Here is a 19,295-nt window from a genome sequence, read left to right as displayed (position 1 = left end):
ACGTGCCACTTATTGTCGACGGGATTGCCCTCGCCTTGTTGTTGTCGCCCCGGAAAGAACATGAGCTTCACCAGCTAAACATAACAAAACAAGTAATATTCAACCTGTGATCGAAGCGCTCTTTCCAAACCGCATGGGGCATATCGAAACAGGTTTGCCGAAAATTGCAAGGCCGGACATGGCGCATTTATGACAAAGACCAACGCCCGCGCGTCAGGTTTGACAGTCTTATCAAATCCGCCGTAGCGTCAGGCAAAATCTGAGCCAATAAAAACAACAGGGAAACAGATGCTGGATCACACAAACGAGGCGCCAATCGCCCAAATTCAGGGCCTGCGCGTCGAATTTCAGACCAAAGACGGCCCGGTTGTGGGCGTTGAGGACGTCAGTTTTGACATCAATCCCGGAGAGACGGTTTGCGTGGTCGGGGAATCAGGGTCGGGCAAATCGGTGTCTTCGCTGTCCCTGATGCGGCTTGTTGAATATGGCGGCGGTGAAATAGCAGGCGGTCGCCTGCTTTTTGAGCGCGGTGAAAAGGGCCAGATCGATCTGGCAGCCAGCAGCGGCAGTCTGATGCGCAAGATTCGCGGCAATGAGATCGGTATGATCTTCCAAGAGCCGATGACCGCGCTGAACCCGGTATTTACAATCGGCAAGCAGATGACAGAAGGTCTGCGCCTGCATTTGAACCTGACCCGCCAAGAGGCGGAGGCGCGCGCGCTGGAATTGATGCGGCAGGTTCGTATCCCCGAGCCTGAGCGGCGACTAAAACAATACCCGCATGAGCTGTCGGGTGGTATGCGTCAACGTGTTGTCATCGCCATGGCACTGGCCTGCGAGCCGCGCCTACTAATCGCGGATGAGCCGACAACCGCACTCGACGTTACCATTCAGGCCGAGATCCTTGCGCTGATGGACCGACTGAAGCGCGAAACTGGCACGGCGGTGATGTTCATTACCCATGACATGGCCGTGGTGGCGCAGATGGCTGACCGTGTGGTCGTCATGTTCCGCGGCAAAAAGGTCGAAGAGGGCACGGTCGAGGAAATCTTTGAGAACCCGCAACACCCCTATACCAAAGCCCTGCTCGCGGCTGTTCCGAAATTGGGCGAAATGACGGGCAAGCCCTATCCTGAACCGATGAAGCTTCTGGGGTCCGAAGACAAAGAAATCCTGCCGATCAAAGGCCGCGACGAAGTGCTGCTGTCGGTCAAAAACCTGACCACGCGCTTCCCGGTTCAGGGTGGTTTCCTGCGTCGTACCGTGGCCAATGTTCATGCCGTCGAAGACCTGTCCTTTAGCATCAATAAGGGCCAAACCTTGAGCCTTGTCGGCGAATCAGGTTGTGGTAAATCCACCGCTGGTCGGTCGATCTTGCGGTTGGTTGAGCCGATGTCGGGGGAGGTGAACCTCGACGGTGTCGACGTTATGGCGCTTGATCAAAAAGCCCTGCGCACCGCGCGGCTTGATATGCAGATGATCTTCCAAGATCCCTTTGCGTCTTTGAATCCGCAGATGCAGTTGGCCGATCAGGTGGCCGAACCGATCCACAACTTCGCCACGCTCAAAGGGGCGGAGATCACCAAACGGATCGAGATGCTTTTTGACCGGGTTGAATTGCCGCGCAGCTTTATGCGGCGCTTCCCGCATGAACTCTCGGGCGGTCAGCGCCAGCGCGTTGCCATCGCCCGCGCGCTTGCGTTGAACCCCAAGCTGATCATCGCGGATGAGGCCGTCTCGGCCCTTGATGTGTCTGTACAGGCGCAGGTGCTGAACTTGATGATGGAGCTTCAAGCCGAGATGGAACTGTCCTTCCTGTTCATCAGCCATGACATGGCGGTGGTTGAGCGGGTGAGCCATTATGTCGGCGTCATGTATCTGGGCCGCATCGTCGAGTTGGGCTCGCGTCAACGTGTCTTTGAAAACCCGCAGCACCCCTATACCCAAGCCCTGATGAAGGCGGTTCCCATCGCCGACCCGCGGCGGCGGAAGTCGGAGAAGGATTTGAATTTCAAACCGATCCCATCGCCGATTCATCCTGCCAGCTATCTGGCAGAGCCGTCGACGTATAGAGAGGTGGAGCCGGGCCACCATGTGCTGATCACAGACAGCGGATACTAAAGGAAGACCCCAATGACCGAACGCATGACGCCGTTTGAACTGATGGAAAAACTCATCAGTTTTCCCACCGTGTCGCGGGAAACCAACATCCCGCTGATCGACTGGGTGGCTGATTACCTCTCTAGCCACGGCATCGAAAGCCACCGCTACATCGATCCCGACCAGCCCAAACATGCGCTTATTGCCCATGTCGGCCCATGGGAAGAAGGTGCGTTGGTGCTGTCGGGCCATACGGATGTTGTGCCGATCGACGGCCAACCGTGGGAGACTGACCCCTTCACTGTGACCGAGCGCGATGGTCGCTATTATGGGCGCGGCACCTGCGACATGAAGGGGTTCGATGCGCTGGCGATCTGGACACTGGTTGAGGCGCATTACGCCGAAGTGAAGCGCCCGCTGCAAATCGCACTCAGCTTTGACGAAGAGATCGGCTGCACCGGGGCGCCGCCGATGATCCAAGCGATGCAGGGCGTGGTGCCCAAGGGCTCGGCGGTGATCGTGGGCGAGCCTTCGACCATGCAGGCGGTGACCGGCCACAAGGGCGGCATTGGCTTTAACACGCACCTCGTGGGCTTCGAGGTGCATTCCTCGCTGCTGCACACCGGGGTCAATGCGATCATGGCGGGTGCCAAGCTGATCGAATGGGCCAATGACGTGAACAGCGACAACATGGCCGCCAAACCGACCGAGACGGCGGCGATGTTCGACCCGCCCTTCACCACCGCCCATGTCGGCGTGATCGAAGGCGGCACGGCCCACAACATCACCGCCAAGGACTGCAAATTCGCCATGGATTTCCGCGTGTTGCCGGGCGAAGACAAAGACAAATGGGGCACCGCCTACCTCAAGAAGGTCCGTGAGGTCGAAAAGCAGATGCAGGACGTGGTGCCCGAAACCTATATCGAGACCTCGACTCGTTTCGACGTGCCCGCGCTGCAGCCCGAAAAGGACGGCGAGGCGGAGCAGATCGTGCGCCAGATCACCGGCGACAATGCCAGTCACAAAGTGAGCTACGGCACCGAAGCCGGGCAGTTCCAAGAGGCGGGCTATTCTGCCGTGATCTGTGGGCCGGGCGACATCGCGCAGGCGCACCAGCCCAATGAATTCATCGACGTGGCGCAATTTGAGGCAGGCCATGCCTTCATGCGCAAATTGCTGACCCGTCTGCAAGGCTAAGCCGGGGGCGGGGGCCCGCTGCCCCCGCTACCCGGCAAGACGATCTGCAATTTCCTCCGGCCGCCTGATGCTGCTCGCGCGGCCAAAGCTTAAAGGCCGCGCCATGTCCTCCTTTCCTATCACGCTCTCCAGCCCCGCCAGCTATCCCCGCACCCCTCCGCGCGAGAGCGAGGTCGTGGTGATTGGTGGCGGAGTGATCGGCGTTTGCACGGCGCTGTTTCTGGCGCGGGCAGGCAAACAGGTCACGCTTTTGGAGAAGGGCCGCATCGCCGCCGAACAGTCCAGCCGCAACTGGGGCTGGATCCGCCAGCAAGGGCGTGATCCGGCGGAACTGCCGATCATGGTCGAGGCGGCAAAACTCTGGCGCGAACTGGCCCCGCAATTGGACCGCGATATTGGTCTGAAACAGACCGGGGTGACCTATTTGGCAAGCTCGGACGCTAAGATGCAGGGCTATGCCGACTGGCTGCCCCATGCGGGCGCGCATGGCATCGACAGCCGATTGATGGGCGCGAATGAGGTTGCCGTTGCTTTTCCGGGGCTGAACAAAACCTATGCCGGAGCGTTGGTCACCCCGTCTGATATGCGTGCTGAGCCTTGGGCGGCGGTGCCCGCCCTTGCGGCATTGGCGGTAAAGGAGGGCGTTCGCATCATCGAAAACTGCGCGGTGCGCAAGCTCGACCTCGCCGCTGGCCGCATCGCGGGTGTGGTGACCGAAGCCGGCGCGATCCGCACAGCATCGGTTGTGCTGGCGGGCGGAGCTTGGTCGGCGCTGTTCCTGCGCGCCCATGGGGTCAGCCTGCCACAGCTTTCGGTGCGGGAATCCGTGGTTGCGACCAATGTGCTGCCAGACGTTCATGCAGGTGCGGTGGCCGAGGCTGGTCTTGCCTTTCGCCGCCGTGCCGATGGGGGCTATACGCTGGCACCGGGGACGGCGCCGGACCTTTACATCGGCCCTGATGCCTTCCGCTCATTCCGCCATTATCTGCCGCAACTGCGCGACAACCCGTTCGGCCAGCGGTTCCGCGCGTCGGCACCAAAGGGGTTTCCCGACGCGTGGACCACCCCGCGCCGTTGGGCTGCTGACAGTTTCAGCCCGTTTGAAGCGATGCGCATCCTTGATCCCGCCCCGGATCACCGCCGGTTGCGCCGCACGGTCAAGCAGTTCGCAGCACTTTATCCCGAACTGCCACCGATCACAGCGCGCAATTCATGGGCTGGGATGATCGACACAATGCCCGATATCGTGCCGGTGGTGGATAATTGTGCTCAAATTCCGGGCCTCGTCATTGGCACGGGCATGTCGGGGCACGGCTTTGGCATCGGGCCGGGGATGGGACGTGTGCTGGCGGCTCTGGTCATGGGAGATGCGCCGGGGCATGATCTGAGCAGATTTCGCGCCGACCGGTTCAGTGATGGCACGCCCATCCGCCCCGGACCGGCGCTCTAATTTCACTCTATCAAAGGACAGGTCATGCCGATCAAGAACCGTTTCGCCGAAACCCATGCCGAGATTACCGCATGGCGGCGACATCTGCATGAGCATCCAGAACTGTTGTTCGACCTGCCTGAAACCTCAAAATTTGTGGAAGAGAAGTTGCGCAGCTTTGGCATCACCGACATCACCACCGGTATCGCGCAGACCGGCGTGGTCGCGGTGATTGAGGGGCAGAGCAACATCTCTGGCCGCACCATCGGGCTGCGCGCTGACATGGACGCCCTCCCGATTATGGAAGCGACGGGGCTGCCCTATGCCTCCAAAACTCCCGGCAAGATGCATGCCTGTGGCCACGATGGTCATACCGCCATGCTGCTGGGTGCGGCGCAATATCTGGCTGAGACACGCAATTTCGATGGGCGTGTCGTGCTCATCTTCCAACCCGCCGAAGAGGGCGGTGGCGGCGGTGAAGTCATGGTGCAGGAAGGGTTGATGGACCGTTGGGGCATCAATGAGGTTTACGGCATGCACAACATGCCGGGCCACCCCACAGGCCATTTCGCCATCCGTGAGGGCGCTCTTCTCGCGGCGGCGGATGAGTTCAATATCACGCTCACCGGGCAGGGCGGCCATGCTGCCGCCCCGCATGAGGCCATCGACACCAACCTCGCTGCCGCCCATGTGCTGATCGCGCTGCAATCCATCGCCAGCCGCAACACCGATCCGCTAAAGCAGGTCGTCGTCTCGGTCTGCACCCTGCGCAGCGATACCGAAAGCCACAATGTGCTGCCGCATCAGGTGCTTTTGCGTGGCACGGTACGAACGCTGGACCCCGAGGTGCAGGATTTGGCCGAGCGGCGTTTGCACGACATTACCCGCCTCACGGCAGAAGCGCATCAGTGCAAGGCCGTTATCGACTATCAGCGTGGCTATCCCGTAACCCGCAACCACGCCGAGCACACCCGCTTTGCTGCCGAGGCCGCCGACCAGATCACCCCCGGCACCGACCGCGACACACCGCCCATTATGGCGGGGGAGGATTTTTCCTACATGCTCAATGCGCGACCGGGTGCCTATATTGTGATCGGAAACGGCGACGGGGCGACCGTGCACCACCCGGAGTATGACTTTGATGACGCTGCGATCCCGGCGGGCTGTTCATGGTTCGCGCAGGTGGTTGAGGACCGGCTGGCAAGGGCGTAAGCATGTGTCAGATAAATGCGACTGCATGAAAATCAGCGCCAACCCAACTCCGGAGGAAACTTCCAAAATGGCCGTTAAGAACCGATTTGCCGAACTGCATGATGACATCACCGCATGGCGTCGCGATCTGCACGAGAACCCCGAGATCTTGTTCGAGACGTATCGCACTTCGGGCATCGTGGCCGAGAAACTGCGTGCTTTCGGCTGCGATGAGGTTGTCGAAGGCATTGGCCGCACGGGTGTTGTCGGTGTCATCAAGGGCAAAGAAACAGGGTCGGGCAAAGTGATCGGCCTGCGCGCCGATATGGACGCGTTGCCGATAAATGAGCAGACAGGGCTGGAGTACGCCTCTAAGACGCCCGACGCGATGCACGCCTGCGGCCATGACGGCCACACCGCGATGCTGCTAGGGGCCGCGCAATATCTGGCGGAAACTCGCAACTTTGACGGCACGGTTGTTGTGATCTTTCAGCCCGCCGAAGAAGGCGGCGGCGGTGGTCGTGAAATGTGCGAGGACGGCATGATGGACCGTTGGGGTATTCAGGAAGTCTATGGCATGCACAACTGGCCGGGCATGCCCACAGGTTCCTTCGGCATCCGCCCCGGATCGTTCTTTGCCGCGACAGACCAGTTCGACATCACCTTTGAGGGGCGCGGGGGCCATGCCGCCAAACCGCATGAGACCATCGACACCACAGTCATGGCTGCTCAGGCGGTTCTGGCGCTGCAAACCATCGCCGCACGCAACGCCGACCCGGTAGAGCAGATCGTGGTTTCGGTCACCGCGTTTGAGACATCCTCAAAGGCGTTCAACGTGATCCCGCAGCGGGTGCAGATGAAAGGCACCGTGCGCACGATGTCGGCAGACGTGCGCAGCCTTGCGGAAAAACGTATCAATGAGATTTGTAACGGTATCGCCGCAACTTTTGGTGGCAAGGCCGATGTGACCTATCACCGGGGCTATCCGGTCATGGTGAACCACGAAGAGCAGACCGAATTCGCAGCCGACGTGGCGCGCTCCATCTCTGGCGATTGTAGCGAAGCGCCTTTGGTTATGGGCGGCGAGGATTTCGCCTTTATGCTCGAAGAACGCCCCGGTGCTTATATTTTGGTGGGCAACGGCGATACCGCAGCGGTGCATCACCCCGAATACAACTTCAACGATGAAGCTATCCCGGCGGGTTGCAGCTGGTGGGCGGGGATCGTCGAGCAACGGATGCCAGCGGCGTAATTCCTTGACCCATGAACTGAACGCGCCTCCTTCTGGGGGCGCGTTTTTCGTTGTGGGTCAGCCGCGTTCCCAAAGCGCGTTATAGACGGCTTCGATCCCGTCCGCCTCCGCCCGGGCACTAAAGCGGCCCTCGGCCCAACGTCGCGCGGCATCAGAAAGGGCGGCTTGATCTTCCCGCCGGAGCAGTGACAGCGCGGCATGAGCGGCTGCCTCTGCCGCGCCTAGAGGTACAACCTTGCCCACGCGACCTGCGTTTGAGAAGGCCCCGTAATAGCCCGCGTCACTGCCTACGAACGGCACGCCAGACGCCAGTGCTTCTAGTGGGACCATGCCGTATCCTTCGTAGCGCGGCAGTTGCACCACAAGTGACAGGGCACGCATCAGTTTCGGAAGATCGGCGGCGGGATATTCCCCGATAAAAAGCAGCCGGTCCGCCAGCCCTGCGGCTTCGACCTGTGCCTTGAGCTTGGTCAGAAACGCCTCATGCTTGCCACCCGCCCGGCCAATGACCAGCGCCACCGCGCCGGGGCGTTCAGGCAGCAGGCGCAGCATTGCCTCTACGAAAAGGTCGGTGCCTTTTTCAGGCCGGATGCGCCCCACGGTGGCAATGCCGTGGGTGCCGCCAAAGCCCATCTGCTCCCAAGCGTTCGCTCGGTTCGTGGCGGGCGAGAAGACATCGGTGTCCACCCCATGGGGCACCACGGCGCGCACATGGGGCACGAACTCTGCCGCGCGTTCGGTCGTGGCGATCACCGCGTCCATCTGACGGATCAGCCAGCGCGGATAGGCAGAATGCAAGCGCTGCGCGGCTGAGGTAAAAACGATTTTGATATTGGCGCGGCGCACATCACGTAGCCAAACCGCGCTGCGCATCTCCGTATTGCGGCGCACATGCCAGATGGCAAAGGGAAGGTCTGCGGGTTCATGGCTTCGGGTGATCCGCGCCGCCGCCGCACGGGTCAGCGGGACCGGACAGCCGGGCAGGGGTTGGCCCACCAGCGCTAGATCATGCCGGGCGACCTGCTGTCGGATGACATTGGCCGCCGTCGCAGAAACCCCGGTGAAATTGCGGTTGTAGTTGGTTACGTAGAGTTCAGGCATCGGGCGGCCCCTTACGCAAACCCAAGGCGGTGATCAGCCGCTCGGCGATACTATCAAGCTTGTCGGTTTGCGCCGCGGCATAGTCTTTGGCCGCCGCCACACCATTGGTCCGCGCGACATCATCCGTCAGCAGGTCGGCGACGCGATCCGCCAAGTCCTGCGTGCCTGCAATCAGACGTGCAGCGCCTGCGGTTTCCATCTCGGCATAGGTTTCGGCAAAATTGGTGACATGGGTGCCTGACAGCACCATCGCCCCGGCCTGCGCGACCTCATAGGGGTTATGCCCGCCGATGGGGTGGAGCGACCCGCCCAGAAAGACAATCTCAGACAGCGCGTACCATGTGCCCAACTCGCCCAACGTGTCGGCGAGAAACACCTGCTCTTGCGGCATGTCGCCCCGCGTACGGCGGCCATGGGTCAGGCCGATGCTGGCGATAAGACCGGCCACCTCATCCCCGCGTTCCGGGTGGCGGGGGACAAGGATCAGGCAAAGGTTTGGAAAACGTTCCAACAGCTGCCGATGCGCCTCAAGTACCGATTTTTCCTCTCCGGGGTGAGTAGAAGAGGCGATCCAGACGGGGCGCCCGCCCAGAGCCGTCCGGGCCTGCGCAACCGTTTCATCGTCCTGCGGCAGGGGGCCTGCCATGGATTTAAGATTGATCCCGGGCGCAACCCTGTCGGTAGGCGCGTTGATCGTAGCCATGGCCCGCGCCATCGCGTCATTCTGCGTCAGGATCAGATCAAAGACACCGAACAAGAACCCCGCCAGCGCCGGTTGCTTTTGCCACCGCGCGATTGAGCGTTGCGAAAGCCGTGCGTTGATCAGCGCCATCGCCGTGCCGCGCGCATGGGTCCGATGCAGCATCTGAGGCCAGAGTTCACTCTCAACGAAAAGTGCCGCATCGGGACGCCAGTGGATCAGAAAACGCTTTAACGGACCGGGGGCATCCAGCGGCGCGAATTGATGCTGCGTGCGCGGGGGCAGGCGACTGCCCACCAGTCGGGCCGATGTCGCGGTACCAGAGGTGATTAAAAAATGCGCCTGCGGCAGGGCGCGGCCCATCCGGTCAATCAGGGCCAAGACCGACAGGCTTTCGCCGACCGAAGCCGCGTGAAACCAGATTAGCGTACCGTCGGGGCGCGGCTGGCTGGCATGGCCGAGTTTCTCGCGGGCCCGCGATGGTTCAACCCCCGCGCGGCGCAGTTTGGCCATGGATTGCCGTCCAGCGATGGGCAGTATTGCGGTGCTCGCCGCGACCCATGCCTTGTAAAGGAAGGGCGTGCCCATTGGCTCAGCCGCCCGTATGGCTCATGTGACGCGGCATTTGACCGTCGACGCGCTGGCGCGAATAGTCGAAATCATGCCCCTTCGGCTTGCGGTCAATCGCAGCGCGGATCGCTTCTTGCAGTGGGACATCCGTATCGGGGTGTTCGCGCAGTGGAGCGCGAAGATCGGCCACATCTTCTTGACCCAGACACATGAAAATCTCACCCGTACAGGTGACCCGCACGCGGTTGCAGCTTTCGCAGAAGTTATGGCTCAGCGGGGTGATGAAGCCGATTTTCTGACCTGTCTCTTCCAATCGCACATAGCGGGCCGGGCCGCCTGTGCGCTCGGCCAGATCGGTGACGGTGTAATGCTCCGCATAGCGCGCGCGCACGTCCTTGAGGGACCAGAACTGACCAAAGCGGTCTTCGTTGCCCAGATCACCCATCGGCATAACTTCGATCCATGTCAGGTCAATCCCACGCTCGGCGCACCATTCGGTGATGCGCGGCAATTCGGGTTCGTTGAAGCCCTTGAGCGCCACGGCGTTGATCTTGATCTTCAGCCCTGCACGTTGCGCGGCATCAATCCCGCGCAGCACCTGCGGCAGACGGCCCCAGCGGGTGATATCCGCGAACTTCTGCTCGACTAGCGTGTCGAGCGAGACATTCACCCGGCGCACCCCGGCGGCATAGAGGTCATCGGCGAAGCGTTCCAGCTGGCTGCCGTTGGTGGTCAACGTCAGTTCTTTCAGCGCGCCACTGTCGAGATGCCGTTTCATCCCTTCAAAGAAGGTCATGATACCCCGGCGCACCAAAGGCTCCCCGCCTGTGATGCGCAGTTTCTCAACGCCCAGATTGACGAAGTTGCTGCACAACCGGTCCAATTCCTCCAGCGTGAGGAGTTCCTTCTTGGGCAGGAAGGTCATGTTCTCCGACATGCAATAGACGCAGCGAAAATCGCAGCGGTCGGTGACGGAGACGCGCAAGTAGGTGATTGCGCGCATGAATGGGTCAATAAGGGGTGCTGTCATGCGTTATAGGTAATGCTCCGCCCACTGCGGGGCAAGCGGCATTTGGGCGATTGATAAGGGGGTAGGGCGCAGATAGTCTGGCGGCATGACACGTATTATTATCCCGCTTTTCATCGTGGCCGCCTCCGCTGGCTGTAGTAATCTGGCTGATCGGTTTGGGATAGAACGCGCCCAACCCGAAACGGCATCCGTATCGGCAGAGGTCGCGGCGCCTGCGTCCACTGCGACGCCAATCGCGGCGTCCGGCAGCAGTGCAGAGGCGCTGGATACAACAACAGCGGCAGAGCGCGAAGCCGCCACCCGCGCCCCGACCAGCGCAGGTTCTGCTTTGGGAACAACTGTGGTCAGCCTTGGCAGCGCGGCAGAGCCGGGGCTGTGGTTAAAAACGCCCCTCGTGAAATCCGAGCAGCCCGGCCGCGTGACGAACCCCGCCACGGGCAAATCGGCCGCGGTGACGCTGATCCCGCTCGAGGGGCCATCGACGGCAGGCAGCCGTATGTCGCTGCCCGCCTTGCGTTTGATCGGTGCCTCGCTGACGGACCTTACTACGGTCGAAGTGTCGGCCGAAGGTTAGGGGATCAGCCTGTGCCTTCTGACTTTTTCAGCAGGCGCAGCGCTTCTTTTACCGCGAAAGGTTTCATCGCTTCCCCATGGGTGGCGACAAAGGCGCGGGTCCGCTTGGGGTCGTGTTTGGACAGGTCGCGCAGCCACCAGCCGATCGCTTTCTGAATAAACCAGCGGTGATCCGGAACCATGGTTGCCGCCCAGCCAAGGATTCGGTCGCGCGCGTCGAGTTCCTCGGGCTTTGGGTTGTTCTGCTTGGTCCACGGCAGGGTCGACACCAGCACCGCGCGTCGCGTCAAAAGGTGGTCGGAGGCGACCCAGCTTTCCAATTCATCAAGGCGGGAGGGCTCAGCCATCAGACGTTTCTGCGCCGCCATGCTGGCATGATCGGCAATCGCCCAACTGTCGAAATCCGCGGTCCAACTGGCGATCAACGCCCAAGCGGCTTGATCGTCGGGCCGCAGCCGCGCTTGGGTCAGCAGTTTGGCCGCCGCCACACGCGCCTCAAAGATGTCCGACTGCCAAAGACCGTCGGCAAGGGCGACACGGCCCTCAACATCGAGCGCCTCGCGCCAAGCCTGAGCGAGTTCAGCGATTTGCGGGTTTGTCAGGCCAAGGTAACGACGGTCGGCCTTGTGATAGGCGCGCATCTCTTCGGCGCGGGCCGGGTTGGCCTGCGCTTCAAGCTCCTCCAGAGCGGTTTCCAAATTCATTCTACCGTCACCGATTTCGCCAGATTGCGCGGCTGATCCACATCCGTGCCCTTGGCAACAGCGGTGTGATAGGCCAGCAACTGGGCCGGAATGGCATAGAGAATTGGGGCCAGCGCATCGGGGACCGGGGGCATTTCGATGCTGAACCAGACGCCATCATTGGCTTCGGCCTGACCTTTGGAATCCGAGATCAAGATCACCTTGCCCTTGCGGGCCATGACCTCTTGCATATTGCTGACGGTCTTGTCGAAGAGCGCATCGCGGGGGGCCATGACGACCACCGGAACATGCTCATCCACCAGTGCGATGGGGCCGTGCTTCAGTTCACCCGATGCATAAGCTTCGGCGTGTATGTAGCTGATTTCTTTCAGCTTAAGCGCCCCTTCTAGAGCGAGAGGGTACATCTGACCCCGACCCAAGAACAGCACATCGCGCGCGTGTGAAAGTTTAAGTGCGGCTTCTTGCATCGTGTTGTTCTGCTCAAGCGCTGTGCTGACGATCGCGGGCAACCCTCGCAGGCCTGAGATGTGATCTGCAAAGGCCTCGGCGGTGATCGCTTCGCGGTCACGCGCGGCTTTAAGTACCAGCGCAAACAGGACGACCAACTGGCAAGTGAAGGCCTTGGTCGAGGCAACCCCAACTTCGACGCCGGCATGGATCGGCAGGGCATAGTCACTTTCACGAGCGATGGAGCTTTCGGGCACGTTGACGACTGACAGGATACGCGCGGCTTTGCCCTCGCAATAGCGCAGGGCGGCCAGCGTGTCGGCGGTCTCACCCGATTGGCTGACAAAGACTGCCAGTGTGCGCGGCGGGATTGGTGGCTCGCGGTAGCGGAATTCAGATGCCACATCGACTTCAACGGGCAGGCGGGCGATCTGCTCAAACCAGTATTTCGCCGTAAGGCACGCATAAGACGCGGTGCCGCAAGCCACCATGATGATTCGATCGAATTGCGAAAAATCAATGTCTTGTGTGCTGATGTTGATCTCGCCCTCGGGCGTCAGATAATGGCCGATCGCTGCACCGATCACGCCGGGCTGTTCAGCGATCTCCTTGGCCATGAAATGCTTGTGCCCAGCCTTGTCGATCCGGGTGCTATCAACTTGCACAGTTTTAATCGCGCGATTGGCAATTGTACCGTTTCGGTCGGTGATTTCGACCGAGGTGCGGGTGATCACGGCGCAGTCACCCTCTTCGAGATAGGCAATGCGGTTGGTCAACGGGGCGAGCGCAATGGCGTCGCTGCCGACGTACATTTCACCTTCACCGTAGCCGATGGCGAGGGGCGAGCCCTTGCGCGCGGCGATAAGCAGGTCTTCATGCCCATCGAAAAGGAAGGCCAGCGCGAAGGCACCCTCAAGCCGGGCAAGGGTCTGCTTGGCCGCTTCAATGGGGCCTGCACCCTGAGCCATGTGGTATTGGGTCAGTAGGGCGACGGTTTCGGTGTCGGTCTCTGTGACCGCCTGTACGCCATGCTCAGCTAATTCGGCCCGCAGTTCGCGGAAGTTTTCAATGATCCCGTTGTGTACCACGGCCACGGGTCCGGCTTGATGCGGGTGCGCATTGGTCACGCTGGGTGCGCCATGGGTGGCCCAGCGGGTGTGACCGATACCGGACTTCCCCGCCAGTGGGTCATGCACCAGCGCATCAGAGAGGTTCACCAGTTTGCCCAGAGCGCGGCGGCGGTCGAGTTTGCCGTCGTTCAGCGTGGCAATGCCCGCGCTGTCGTAGCCGCGATATTCAAGGCGTTTGAGCGATTCAACGAGGATAGGCGCAACTTCGTGGTTGCCGAGCACCCCTACAATTCCACACATTTTTAGCTGCCCCTCTGCATTTTCGCCTTTTTGGCCTTTAGAATTTCGAACATTTTGCGCGCCATACCGGGTTTTTCGACCTGGGGGGCGCGAGACAGGGCCAGCGCCTCTGGTTCCACGTCCGATGTGATGACTGACCCGCTGCCTGTCATGGCCCCGTCACCGATGGTGACGGGCGCGACCAGCATCGTGTTGGAGCCGATGAAAGCCCCCGCGCCGATGGTGGTGTGATGTTTCATCACCCCGTCATAATTGCAGGTGATTGTGCCAGCGCCGATGTTGCTGCGCGCGCCAACGGTTGCATCGCCAATGTAACTCAGATGGTTCACTTTGGCCCCTTCGGCGATCTGAGCGTTCTTTATCTCAACGAAGTTGCCGATGCGCACGTCTTCGGCCAGTTCCGCGCCGGGACGCAGGCGGGCGTAGGGGCCGACCACGCCGCCGCGCGAGACATGGCAACCCTCGAGGTGCGAGAAGGCGCGGATCGTGGTGCCGGATTCAACGGTGACATTCGGGCCGAAGACGACATTCGGCTCTACCACCGTGTCGCGGCCAATGTAGGTGTCGCGGGCAAGAAAAACGGTTTCAGGCGCGATCAGCGTCACGCCGTCCTCCATCAAAAGCGCACGGGCGCGGGATTGGAACGCAGCCTCGGCCCGAGCGAGGTCCGCGCGAGAGTTCACGCCCATCGTCTCGGCCTCGGCACATGTAACAACGGTCGCACTGCGCCCCTCGGCGCGGGCGAGGCCGATGATATCGGTGAGGTAGTATTCTTCGGATGCGTTGTCGTTGCCAACTTTGTCGATCAGATCGAACAGCAGCTCGGATTTGCAAGCCACGACGCCAGAGTTGCACAGGGTGATGGCGCGTTCCTCCGGAGAGGCGTCCTTGAATTCGACGATCCGCTGCAGCGCGTCGCCCTGCATCACCAGCCGGCCATAGCGGGCGGGATCTGCGGCCTCGAACCCCAGAACCACCACATCATGGTTCGCAAGCGCCTCTTGCATCTTTTCGAGTGTTTCAGGTTGGACGAAAGGGGTATCGCCATAGAGCACCAGCGCCATGCCGTCGAACCCGTCCAGCGCCGGGCGGGCCTGTGCCACCGCATGGGCTGTGCCTAGCTGTTCGGTCTGCTCGACCACCTGCGCATCCTCGTCAAAGAGGGTGGCGGCCGCACGCACCTGATCAGCACCATGGCCCGCCACCACCACCGTATGACGCGGAGCGAGCATAGCGCCCGCAGCCATAGCGTGTTCCAGCAACGGGGCAGAGGCGACCCGGTGCAGCACCTTCGGCAGGTCCGAGTTCATCCGTGTCCCCTTGCCTGCGGCAAGGATGATCAGTGCAGTATCCATGTAAATCTCTTTGTCCTTCAGCTTGCATTCTCTTTACGCGCTTCGCACAAAGGCGCAAGGCCACCGCCCATCAAACTAGGTTGCGGTCTGCAACACGAAGCCATTTTGCAAGGCGGGGTTCCGCCCAAGGAGTACCCAGTGAAGACAGTCGTTTTCGATCTCGACGGCACGTTGGCCGATACCTCGGGCGATCTGATCGCCGCCGCCAATGCCTGTTTCCGCGACATGGGTGAGGGCGATGTGCTGGTCCATGCCGAGGATGCGGGCACCGCGCTGCGCGGCGGGCGGGCAATGCTGACGTTGGGCATGGAAAAACTTGGCCGCGCCAATGATGCGGCGACGATTGACCGCTACTATCCGATGTTGCTTGACGCGTATAAGCGCGAAATTGACACCCATACGATCCTCTACCCCGGCGCGATGGAGGCCGTGGCCGCGCTGAAGGCCGCAGGCTACCGCGTGGCGATTTGCACAAATAAACCCGAAGCATTGGCGGAGCTGCTGCTCACCCGCCTTGGCGTGCGCGACGCATTCGGTGCGATGCTGGGGGCCGACAGTCTGGCCGTGCGCAAGCCTGACCCCGAACATCTGTTCGAAACCGCCCGCCGGGCAGGCGGCGATCCGGCGCAGTGCGTTTTGATCGGCGACAGTGATACCGACCGTAACACCGCCCGCGCGGCGGGGGTGCCCTGTGTGCTTGTCACCTTTGGCCCTTCGGGGGAGGATATGGCGGCGCTGGAGCCTGAGGCGTTGCTGAATGATTTCGCCGACCTGCCAGAGGTCATTGAACGTTTGATCGGCAAAGCCGCCTGATGGCCGAGCGCTTCACCGGCAGTTTCACGCAGCAAGAGCCGATCCCCGAAGACGCGATCGAAGCGGCAGTGGCAGTGATGCGCAGTGGCCGTTTGCACCGCTACAACACCGTGCCGGGCGAGGTGGCCGAGGTGGCGCTGCTAGAGCAAGAATTCGCCGCCATGATGGGCGCCAAATATTGCCTTGCTGTGGCGTCGGGGGGGTATGCGATGTCCACCGCTTTGCGCGCGGTGGGGGTGAAACCGGGCGACCGGGTGCTGACCAATGCCTTCACGCTCGCCCCGGTGCCGGGGGCGATTGCCTCGCTCGGCGCGGTTCCGGTTTTCGTTGGCGTGACGGAGCAGTTGGTGATCGACCTCGATGATCTTGCCGCCAAAGCGGATCAGGCCGAAGTGCTGCTTCTAAGCCATATGCGCGGGCATCTGGTGAATATGGACGCGCTGACGGCGCTTTGTGATCAGCATGGCATCTTGGTGATTGAGGATTGCGCCCATACGATGGGGGCGGCATGGAACGGCAAGCCATCGGGCACGCAAGGAAAGATCGGTTGTTTTTCCTGCCAGACCTATAAACACGTGAACGCGGGCGAGGGCGGGATGTTGATCACCGATGATGCCGAGGTCGCGGCGCGGGCGATCATTCTGTCGGGGTCTTACATGCTCTATGACCGCCACGCCGCCGCGCCGGGGCCGGAGGCCTTTGAGACGATCCGCTATGAGACGCCCAATATCTCGGGCCGGATGGATAACCTGCGCGCCGCGATCCTGCGCCCGCAGTTGCGGCGCTTGCCGGAACAGGTGGCGCGCTGGAATGAGCGGTATTTGATGGTTGAGGCCGGTCTGCACGACACGACGGGATTGACGGTGATTAAGCGGCCAGAGGCGGAAAGTATCGTCGGCTCTTCAATCCAATTTCTTCTCAAGGGCTGGTCTGCGCCGCAAGTGGAAGAGGTGATCGCCCGCTGCGCCTTGCGGGGTGTCGAGTTGAAATGGTTCGGCAGGGCCGAGCCTATGGGTTTCACCAGTCGTTACGACGCATGGCGCTACGCTCGGGCAGAAAAAATGCCCGCCAGCGATGCGGTGCTGGCGGGGTTGATCGACATGCGCGTGCCGCTGACCTTCTCGCTGGAGGATTGCGCTTTGATCGCGCGGATCATCCGAGCCGAGGTCAGCGCCGTCTTTCAGAGCAGATAGGCTCAGAAACGGATGGTGCCGTGTTTGCCCATGTCGGGCTTTTGGCCGGTCATCTGCGCCTTGCCGATCTCATAGAGGAACTTGAACCCGCCTTCGGTGGCCCAGACTTCGGCCTCCGTCAGATCAAAGCGGATCAGTTGCACATCGGGGTCTTGCTTGCCGTCCTCAAACCATGCGCCCGCGATGGCGTTCCAGATCTTGTCCAACTCCGTCGGGTTGGTCACGGCAGAGAGATGGCCGTCGATCCGTGCCCATAGGGATTCGTCCTTGTTGGCGATCAGATATTCCGCAGCGGCACGGCCTTCGGCGGATTTCGCCAGATCGGTGCCCTTTGCGGTGATAAACCACAGCACGGCGGAACGGTCGTCTTCGTCGATGTAATGGGTCATCGGCACCGCGCGGGCGGTCTTGGTCATCAGCATCCCGGCGCGGGTGTCGTCCATGCGGTCCCAGAACTCTTTTTTCAGATCATCGCTCATTTGCATCTCGCTTTGTTGTAGTGTTCGCTTGGTCGCAGGGCCAACCCGCCGCGGGGCGGGGCGGTTCCACATCGCGCCGCTTGACGCAAAGCGGGCGGGACGGTAGGTAATGAACAAGCGTTCAATAAATCGGGGGGAGAAGCCGTGTTCAACGCAAGTATGCAGTTTGATCTGGGAGAAGACGTTGCGGCCATGCGGGAGATGGTGCACCGCTGGGCGCAGGAGCGCGTCAAGCCGATGGCCGCCGAGATCGACACGAAGAACGAATTCCCGCCCGAACTTTGGACCGAGATGGGCGAGTTGGGCCTCTTGGGCATGACCGTCGAGGAAGAGTTCGGCGGCTCCGGTCTTGGCTACGTCGCCCACACGGTCGCGGTCGAAGAGATCGCCCGCGCCTCCGCTTCGGTCTCGCTTTCCTACGGGGCGCATTCCAACCTCTGCGTGAACCAGATTAAGCTGAACGGCACGCCAGAGCAAAAGGCGCAGTTCTTGCCGAAACTCTGCTCGGGCGAGCATGTCGGCGCGTTGGCCATGTCCGAAGTGGGCGCGGGCAGTGACGTGGTGAGCATGAAGCTGAATGCCGAAAAGCGGAACGATCACTTCCGGCTGAATGGTAACAAATACTGGATCACCAACGGTCCCGACGCGGAGACCTTGGTTGTCTATGCCAAGACCGACCCCGAAGCCGGCTCCAAAGGCATCACCGCCTTCCTGATCGAGAAGTCGATGAAGGGCTTTTCCACTTCCATGCATTTCGACAAGCTCGGCATGCGCGGTTCCAACACTGCGGAACTGATCTTCGAAGACTGCGAAGTGCCCTTCGAGAACATCCTCGGCGAAGAGGGCAAGGGCGTGCGCGTGCTGATGTCGGGCCTCGACTACGAGCGCGTCGTGCTGGCAGGCATCGGCCTTGGCATCATGGCCGCCTGTCTGGATGAGATCATGCCCTACATGGCCGAGCGCAAGCAATTCGGCCAGCGCATCGGAGATTTCCAACTGATGCAGGGCAAGATGGCGGATATGTATACCGCGATGAACTCGGCCCGGGCTTATGTCTATAGTGTCGCGCAGGCCTGTGACCGCGGCGACGTGACCCGTCAAGACGCGGCGGCTTGCTGCCTCTATGCCTCGGAACAGGCGATGGTGCAGGCGCATCAGGCCGTGCAGGCAATGGGCGGGGCAGGCTATCTCAGCGACAACCCGGTGGGCCGCATCTTCCGCGATGCCAAGCTGATGGAGATCGGCGCAGGTACCTCGGAAATCCGCCGCATGTTGGTGGGCCGCGAGATGATGGGGGCGATGTGATGCGCACCGTCCTGCTGGTCTGTGCGTTTCTTGCGGGGCCGGTGGCCGCGCAAGACATTACCTATTCCGATGCCGCCACGGCGGACTGTCTGGCCGGAGCCGAAGAGTTCACCGGCCAGCGCGTCTGTATCGGGCTTTCGGCCAACCTATGCATGGAAGGGCCGGGCGGGTATTCGACCGTTGGCATGGGCGGGTGCCTTGATAGGGAACTGTCTTTCTGGGACGGGTTGCTGAACGAGAACTACCGCGCGCGGATGGTGCAGTCTAAATCTGCCGATGAGGATGCGGCGCTCTATCAGCCGGAATTGCCCTCTCAGGCCGAGGCTCTGCGTGACATGCAGCGCGCGTGGATTACCTTCCGCGATGCCGCCTGTGACTACGAACGCAGCCAATGGGGCGGTGGCACGGGCGGCGGGCCTGCGACTTTGGCCTGCCTGATGCAGATGACTGCCGAACAGGCTCTGCGTCTGGGGGCGGCCTATTAAC

General features: G+C 61.3%; 17 protein-coding genes. 10 read left to right on the top strand and 7 right to left on the bottom strand.

The window, feature by feature from the left end; genetic code table 11:
• The first annotated feature begins 288 nt into the window (after nt 1-288).
• From ACSQ16_RS13825 to ACSQ16_RS13805, 5 genes are all read left to right on the top strand, one after another.
• Nucleotides 289-2,121, top strand: a complete 1,833-nt coding sequence (locus tag ACSQ16_RS13825) for an ABC transporter ATP-binding protein (protein WP_243262726.1) — start codon at nt 289-291, stop codon at nt 2,119-2,121.
• A 12-nt stretch (nt 2,122-2,133) separates the two neighbouring features.
• Complete coding sequence (gene argE, locus ACSQ16_RS13820) at nt 2,134-3,297, top strand: acetylornithine deacetylase (RefSeq protein WP_243262727.1); 1,164 nt, start codon at nt 2,134-2,136, stop codon at nt 3,295-3,297.
• 103 nt (nt 3,298-3,400) lie between these two features.
• Complete coding sequence (locus tag ACSQ16_RS13815) at nt 3,401-4,747, top strand: NAD(P)/FAD-dependent oxidoreductase (RefSeq protein WP_243262728.1); 1,347 nt, start codon at nt 3,401-3,403, stop codon at nt 4,745-4,747.
• 24 nt (nt 4,748-4,771) lie between these two features.
• Nucleotides 4,772-5,938: a M20 aminoacylase family protein gene (locus tag ACSQ16_RS13810; protein ID WP_243262729.1), complete on the top strand. Its 1,167-nt coding sequence runs from the start codon at nt 4,772-4,774 to the stop codon at nt 5,936-5,938.
• A 67-nt stretch (nt 5,939-6,005) separates the two neighbouring features.
• A complete protein-coding gene (locus ACSQ16_RS13805) occupies nt 6,006-7,169 on the top strand; it encodes a M20 aminoacylase family protein (protein ID WP_243262730.1) in 1,164 nt (387 codons plus the stop codon).
• 57 nt (nt 7,170-7,226) lie between these two features.
• On the opposite strand, the gene ACSQ16_RS13800 is transcribed toward ACSQ16_RS13805, so the two are convergent.
• The 3 genes from ACSQ16_RS13800 to moaA are packed head-to-tail and all read right to left on the bottom strand — an operon-like array spanning nt 7,227 to nt 10,570.
• Nucleotides 7,227-8,270, bottom strand: coding sequence for a glycosyltransferase family 4 protein (locus ACSQ16_RS13800; RefSeq protein WP_243262731.1), 1,044 nt, complete (start codon nt 8,268-8,270; stop codon nt 7,227-7,229).
• Nucleotides 8,263-9,558: a 3-deoxy-D-manno-octulosonic acid transferase gene (locus ACSQ16_RS13795; RefSeq protein WP_243262732.1), complete on the bottom strand. Its 1,296-nt coding sequence runs from the start codon at nt 9,556-9,558 to the stop codon at nt 8,263-8,265. The genes ACSQ16_RS13800 and ACSQ16_RS13795 overlap by 8 nt, the downstream gene beginning before the upstream one ends.
• Nucleotides 9,559-9,562: 4 nt before the next feature.
• On the bottom strand, nt 9,563-10,570 hold the full coding sequence (moaA, locus tag ACSQ16_RS13790; RefSeq protein WP_243262733.1) for a GTP 3',8-cyclase MoaA: 1,008 nt from the start codon (nt 10,568-10,570) through the stop codon (nt 9,563-9,565).
• Nucleotides 10,571-10,655: 85 nt separating this feature from the next.
• Between moaA and ACSQ16_RS13785 the strand changes: the two genes are divergently transcribed.
• Nucleotides 10,656-11,144: a hypothetical protein gene (locus ACSQ16_RS13785; protein WP_243262734.1), complete on the top strand. Its 489-nt coding sequence runs from the start codon at nt 10,656-10,658 to the stop codon at nt 11,142-11,144.
• Between the two features lie 4 nt (nt 11,145-11,148).
• Here the strand turns inward: ACSQ16_RS13785 and ACSQ16_RS13780 are convergent, their stop codons facing one another.
• Genes ACSQ16_RS13780 through glmU form a run of 3 tightly spaced genes read right to left on the bottom strand, consistent with a single transcriptional unit; the run spans nt 11,149 to nt 15,019 of the window.
• On the bottom strand, nt 11,149-11,847 hold the full coding sequence (locus tag ACSQ16_RS13780; RefSeq protein WP_243262735.1) for a DNA alkylation repair protein: 699 nt from the start codon (nt 11,845-11,847) through the stop codon (nt 11,149-11,151).
• Nucleotides 11,844-13,664, bottom strand: coding sequence for a glutamine--fructose-6-phosphate transaminase (isomerizing) (gene glmS / locus ACSQ16_RS13775; RefSeq protein WP_243262736.1), 1,821 nt, complete (start codon nt 13,662-13,664; stop codon nt 11,844-11,846). The genes ACSQ16_RS13780 and glmS overlap by 4 nt, the downstream gene beginning before the upstream one ends.
• 2 nt (nt 13,665-13,666) lie before the next feature.
• A complete protein-coding gene (gene glmU, locus ACSQ16_RS13770; protein ID WP_243262737.1) occupies nt 13,667-15,019 on the bottom strand; it encodes a bifunctional UDP-N-acetylglucosamine diphosphorylase/glucosamine-1-phosphate N-acetyltransferase GlmU in 1,353 nt (450 codons plus the stop codon).
• A gap of 138 nt (nt 15,020-15,157) precedes the next feature.
• Here glmU and ACSQ16_RS13765 point away from each other — a divergent pair, with 138 nt between their 5' ends.
• Together ACSQ16_RS13765 and ACSQ16_RS13760 are read left to right on the top strand one after the other, a co-directional pair.
• The gene (locus ACSQ16_RS13765; RefSeq protein WP_243262738.1) at nt 15,158-15,832 is read left to right on the top strand and encodes an HAD-IIIA family hydrolase; all 675 of its coding nucleotides are present in this window, start codon (nt 15,158-15,160) and stop codon (nt 15,830-15,832) included.
• Nucleotides 15,832-17,025: a DegT/DnrJ/EryC1/StrS family aminotransferase gene (locus tag ACSQ16_RS13760; protein ID WP_243262739.1), complete on the top strand. Its 1,194-nt coding sequence runs from the start codon at nt 15,832-15,834 to the stop codon at nt 17,023-17,025. Before ACSQ16_RS13765 ends, ACSQ16_RS13760 begins: the two co-directional genes overlap by 1 nt.
• A gap of 2 nt (nt 17,026-17,027) precedes the next feature.
• Here ACSQ16_RS13760 and ACSQ16_RS13755 read toward each other — a convergent pair whose 3' ends face one another.
• On the bottom strand, nt 17,028-17,504 hold the full coding sequence (locus ACSQ16_RS13755; RefSeq protein WP_243262740.1) for a pyridoxamine 5'-phosphate oxidase family protein: 477 nt from the start codon (nt 17,502-17,504) through the stop codon (nt 17,028-17,030).
• Between the two features lie 144 nt (nt 17,505-17,648).
• Between ACSQ16_RS13755 and ACSQ16_RS13750 the strand changes: the two genes are divergently transcribed.
• A complete protein-coding gene (locus ACSQ16_RS13750; protein WP_093926577.1) occupies nt 17,649-18,809 on the top strand; it encodes an isovaleryl-CoA dehydrogenase in 1,161 nt (386 codons plus the stop codon).
• Nucleotides 18,809-19,294 carry a lysozyme inhibitor LprI family protein gene (locus ACSQ16_RS13745; protein WP_243263144.1) on the top strand — a complete coding sequence of 162 codons (486 nt, stop codon included), beginning with the start codon at nt 18,809-18,811 and terminating at the stop codon, nt 19,292-19,294. Before ACSQ16_RS13750 ends, ACSQ16_RS13745 begins: the two co-directional genes overlap by 1 nt.
• Nucleotide 19,295 lies beyond the last annotated feature (1 nt).

It is taken from the genome of Sulfitobacter sp. SH24 (assembly GCF_965641895.1).
In the GTDB taxonomy this organism is placed as follows: domain Bacteria; phylum Pseudomonadota; class Alphaproteobacteria; order Rhodobacterales; family Rhodobacteraceae; genus Sulfitobacter; species Sulfitobacter dubius.
Note: the sequence above shows the minus strand (reverse complement) of the source record. Positions and strands in the feature narration are given on the sequence as shown.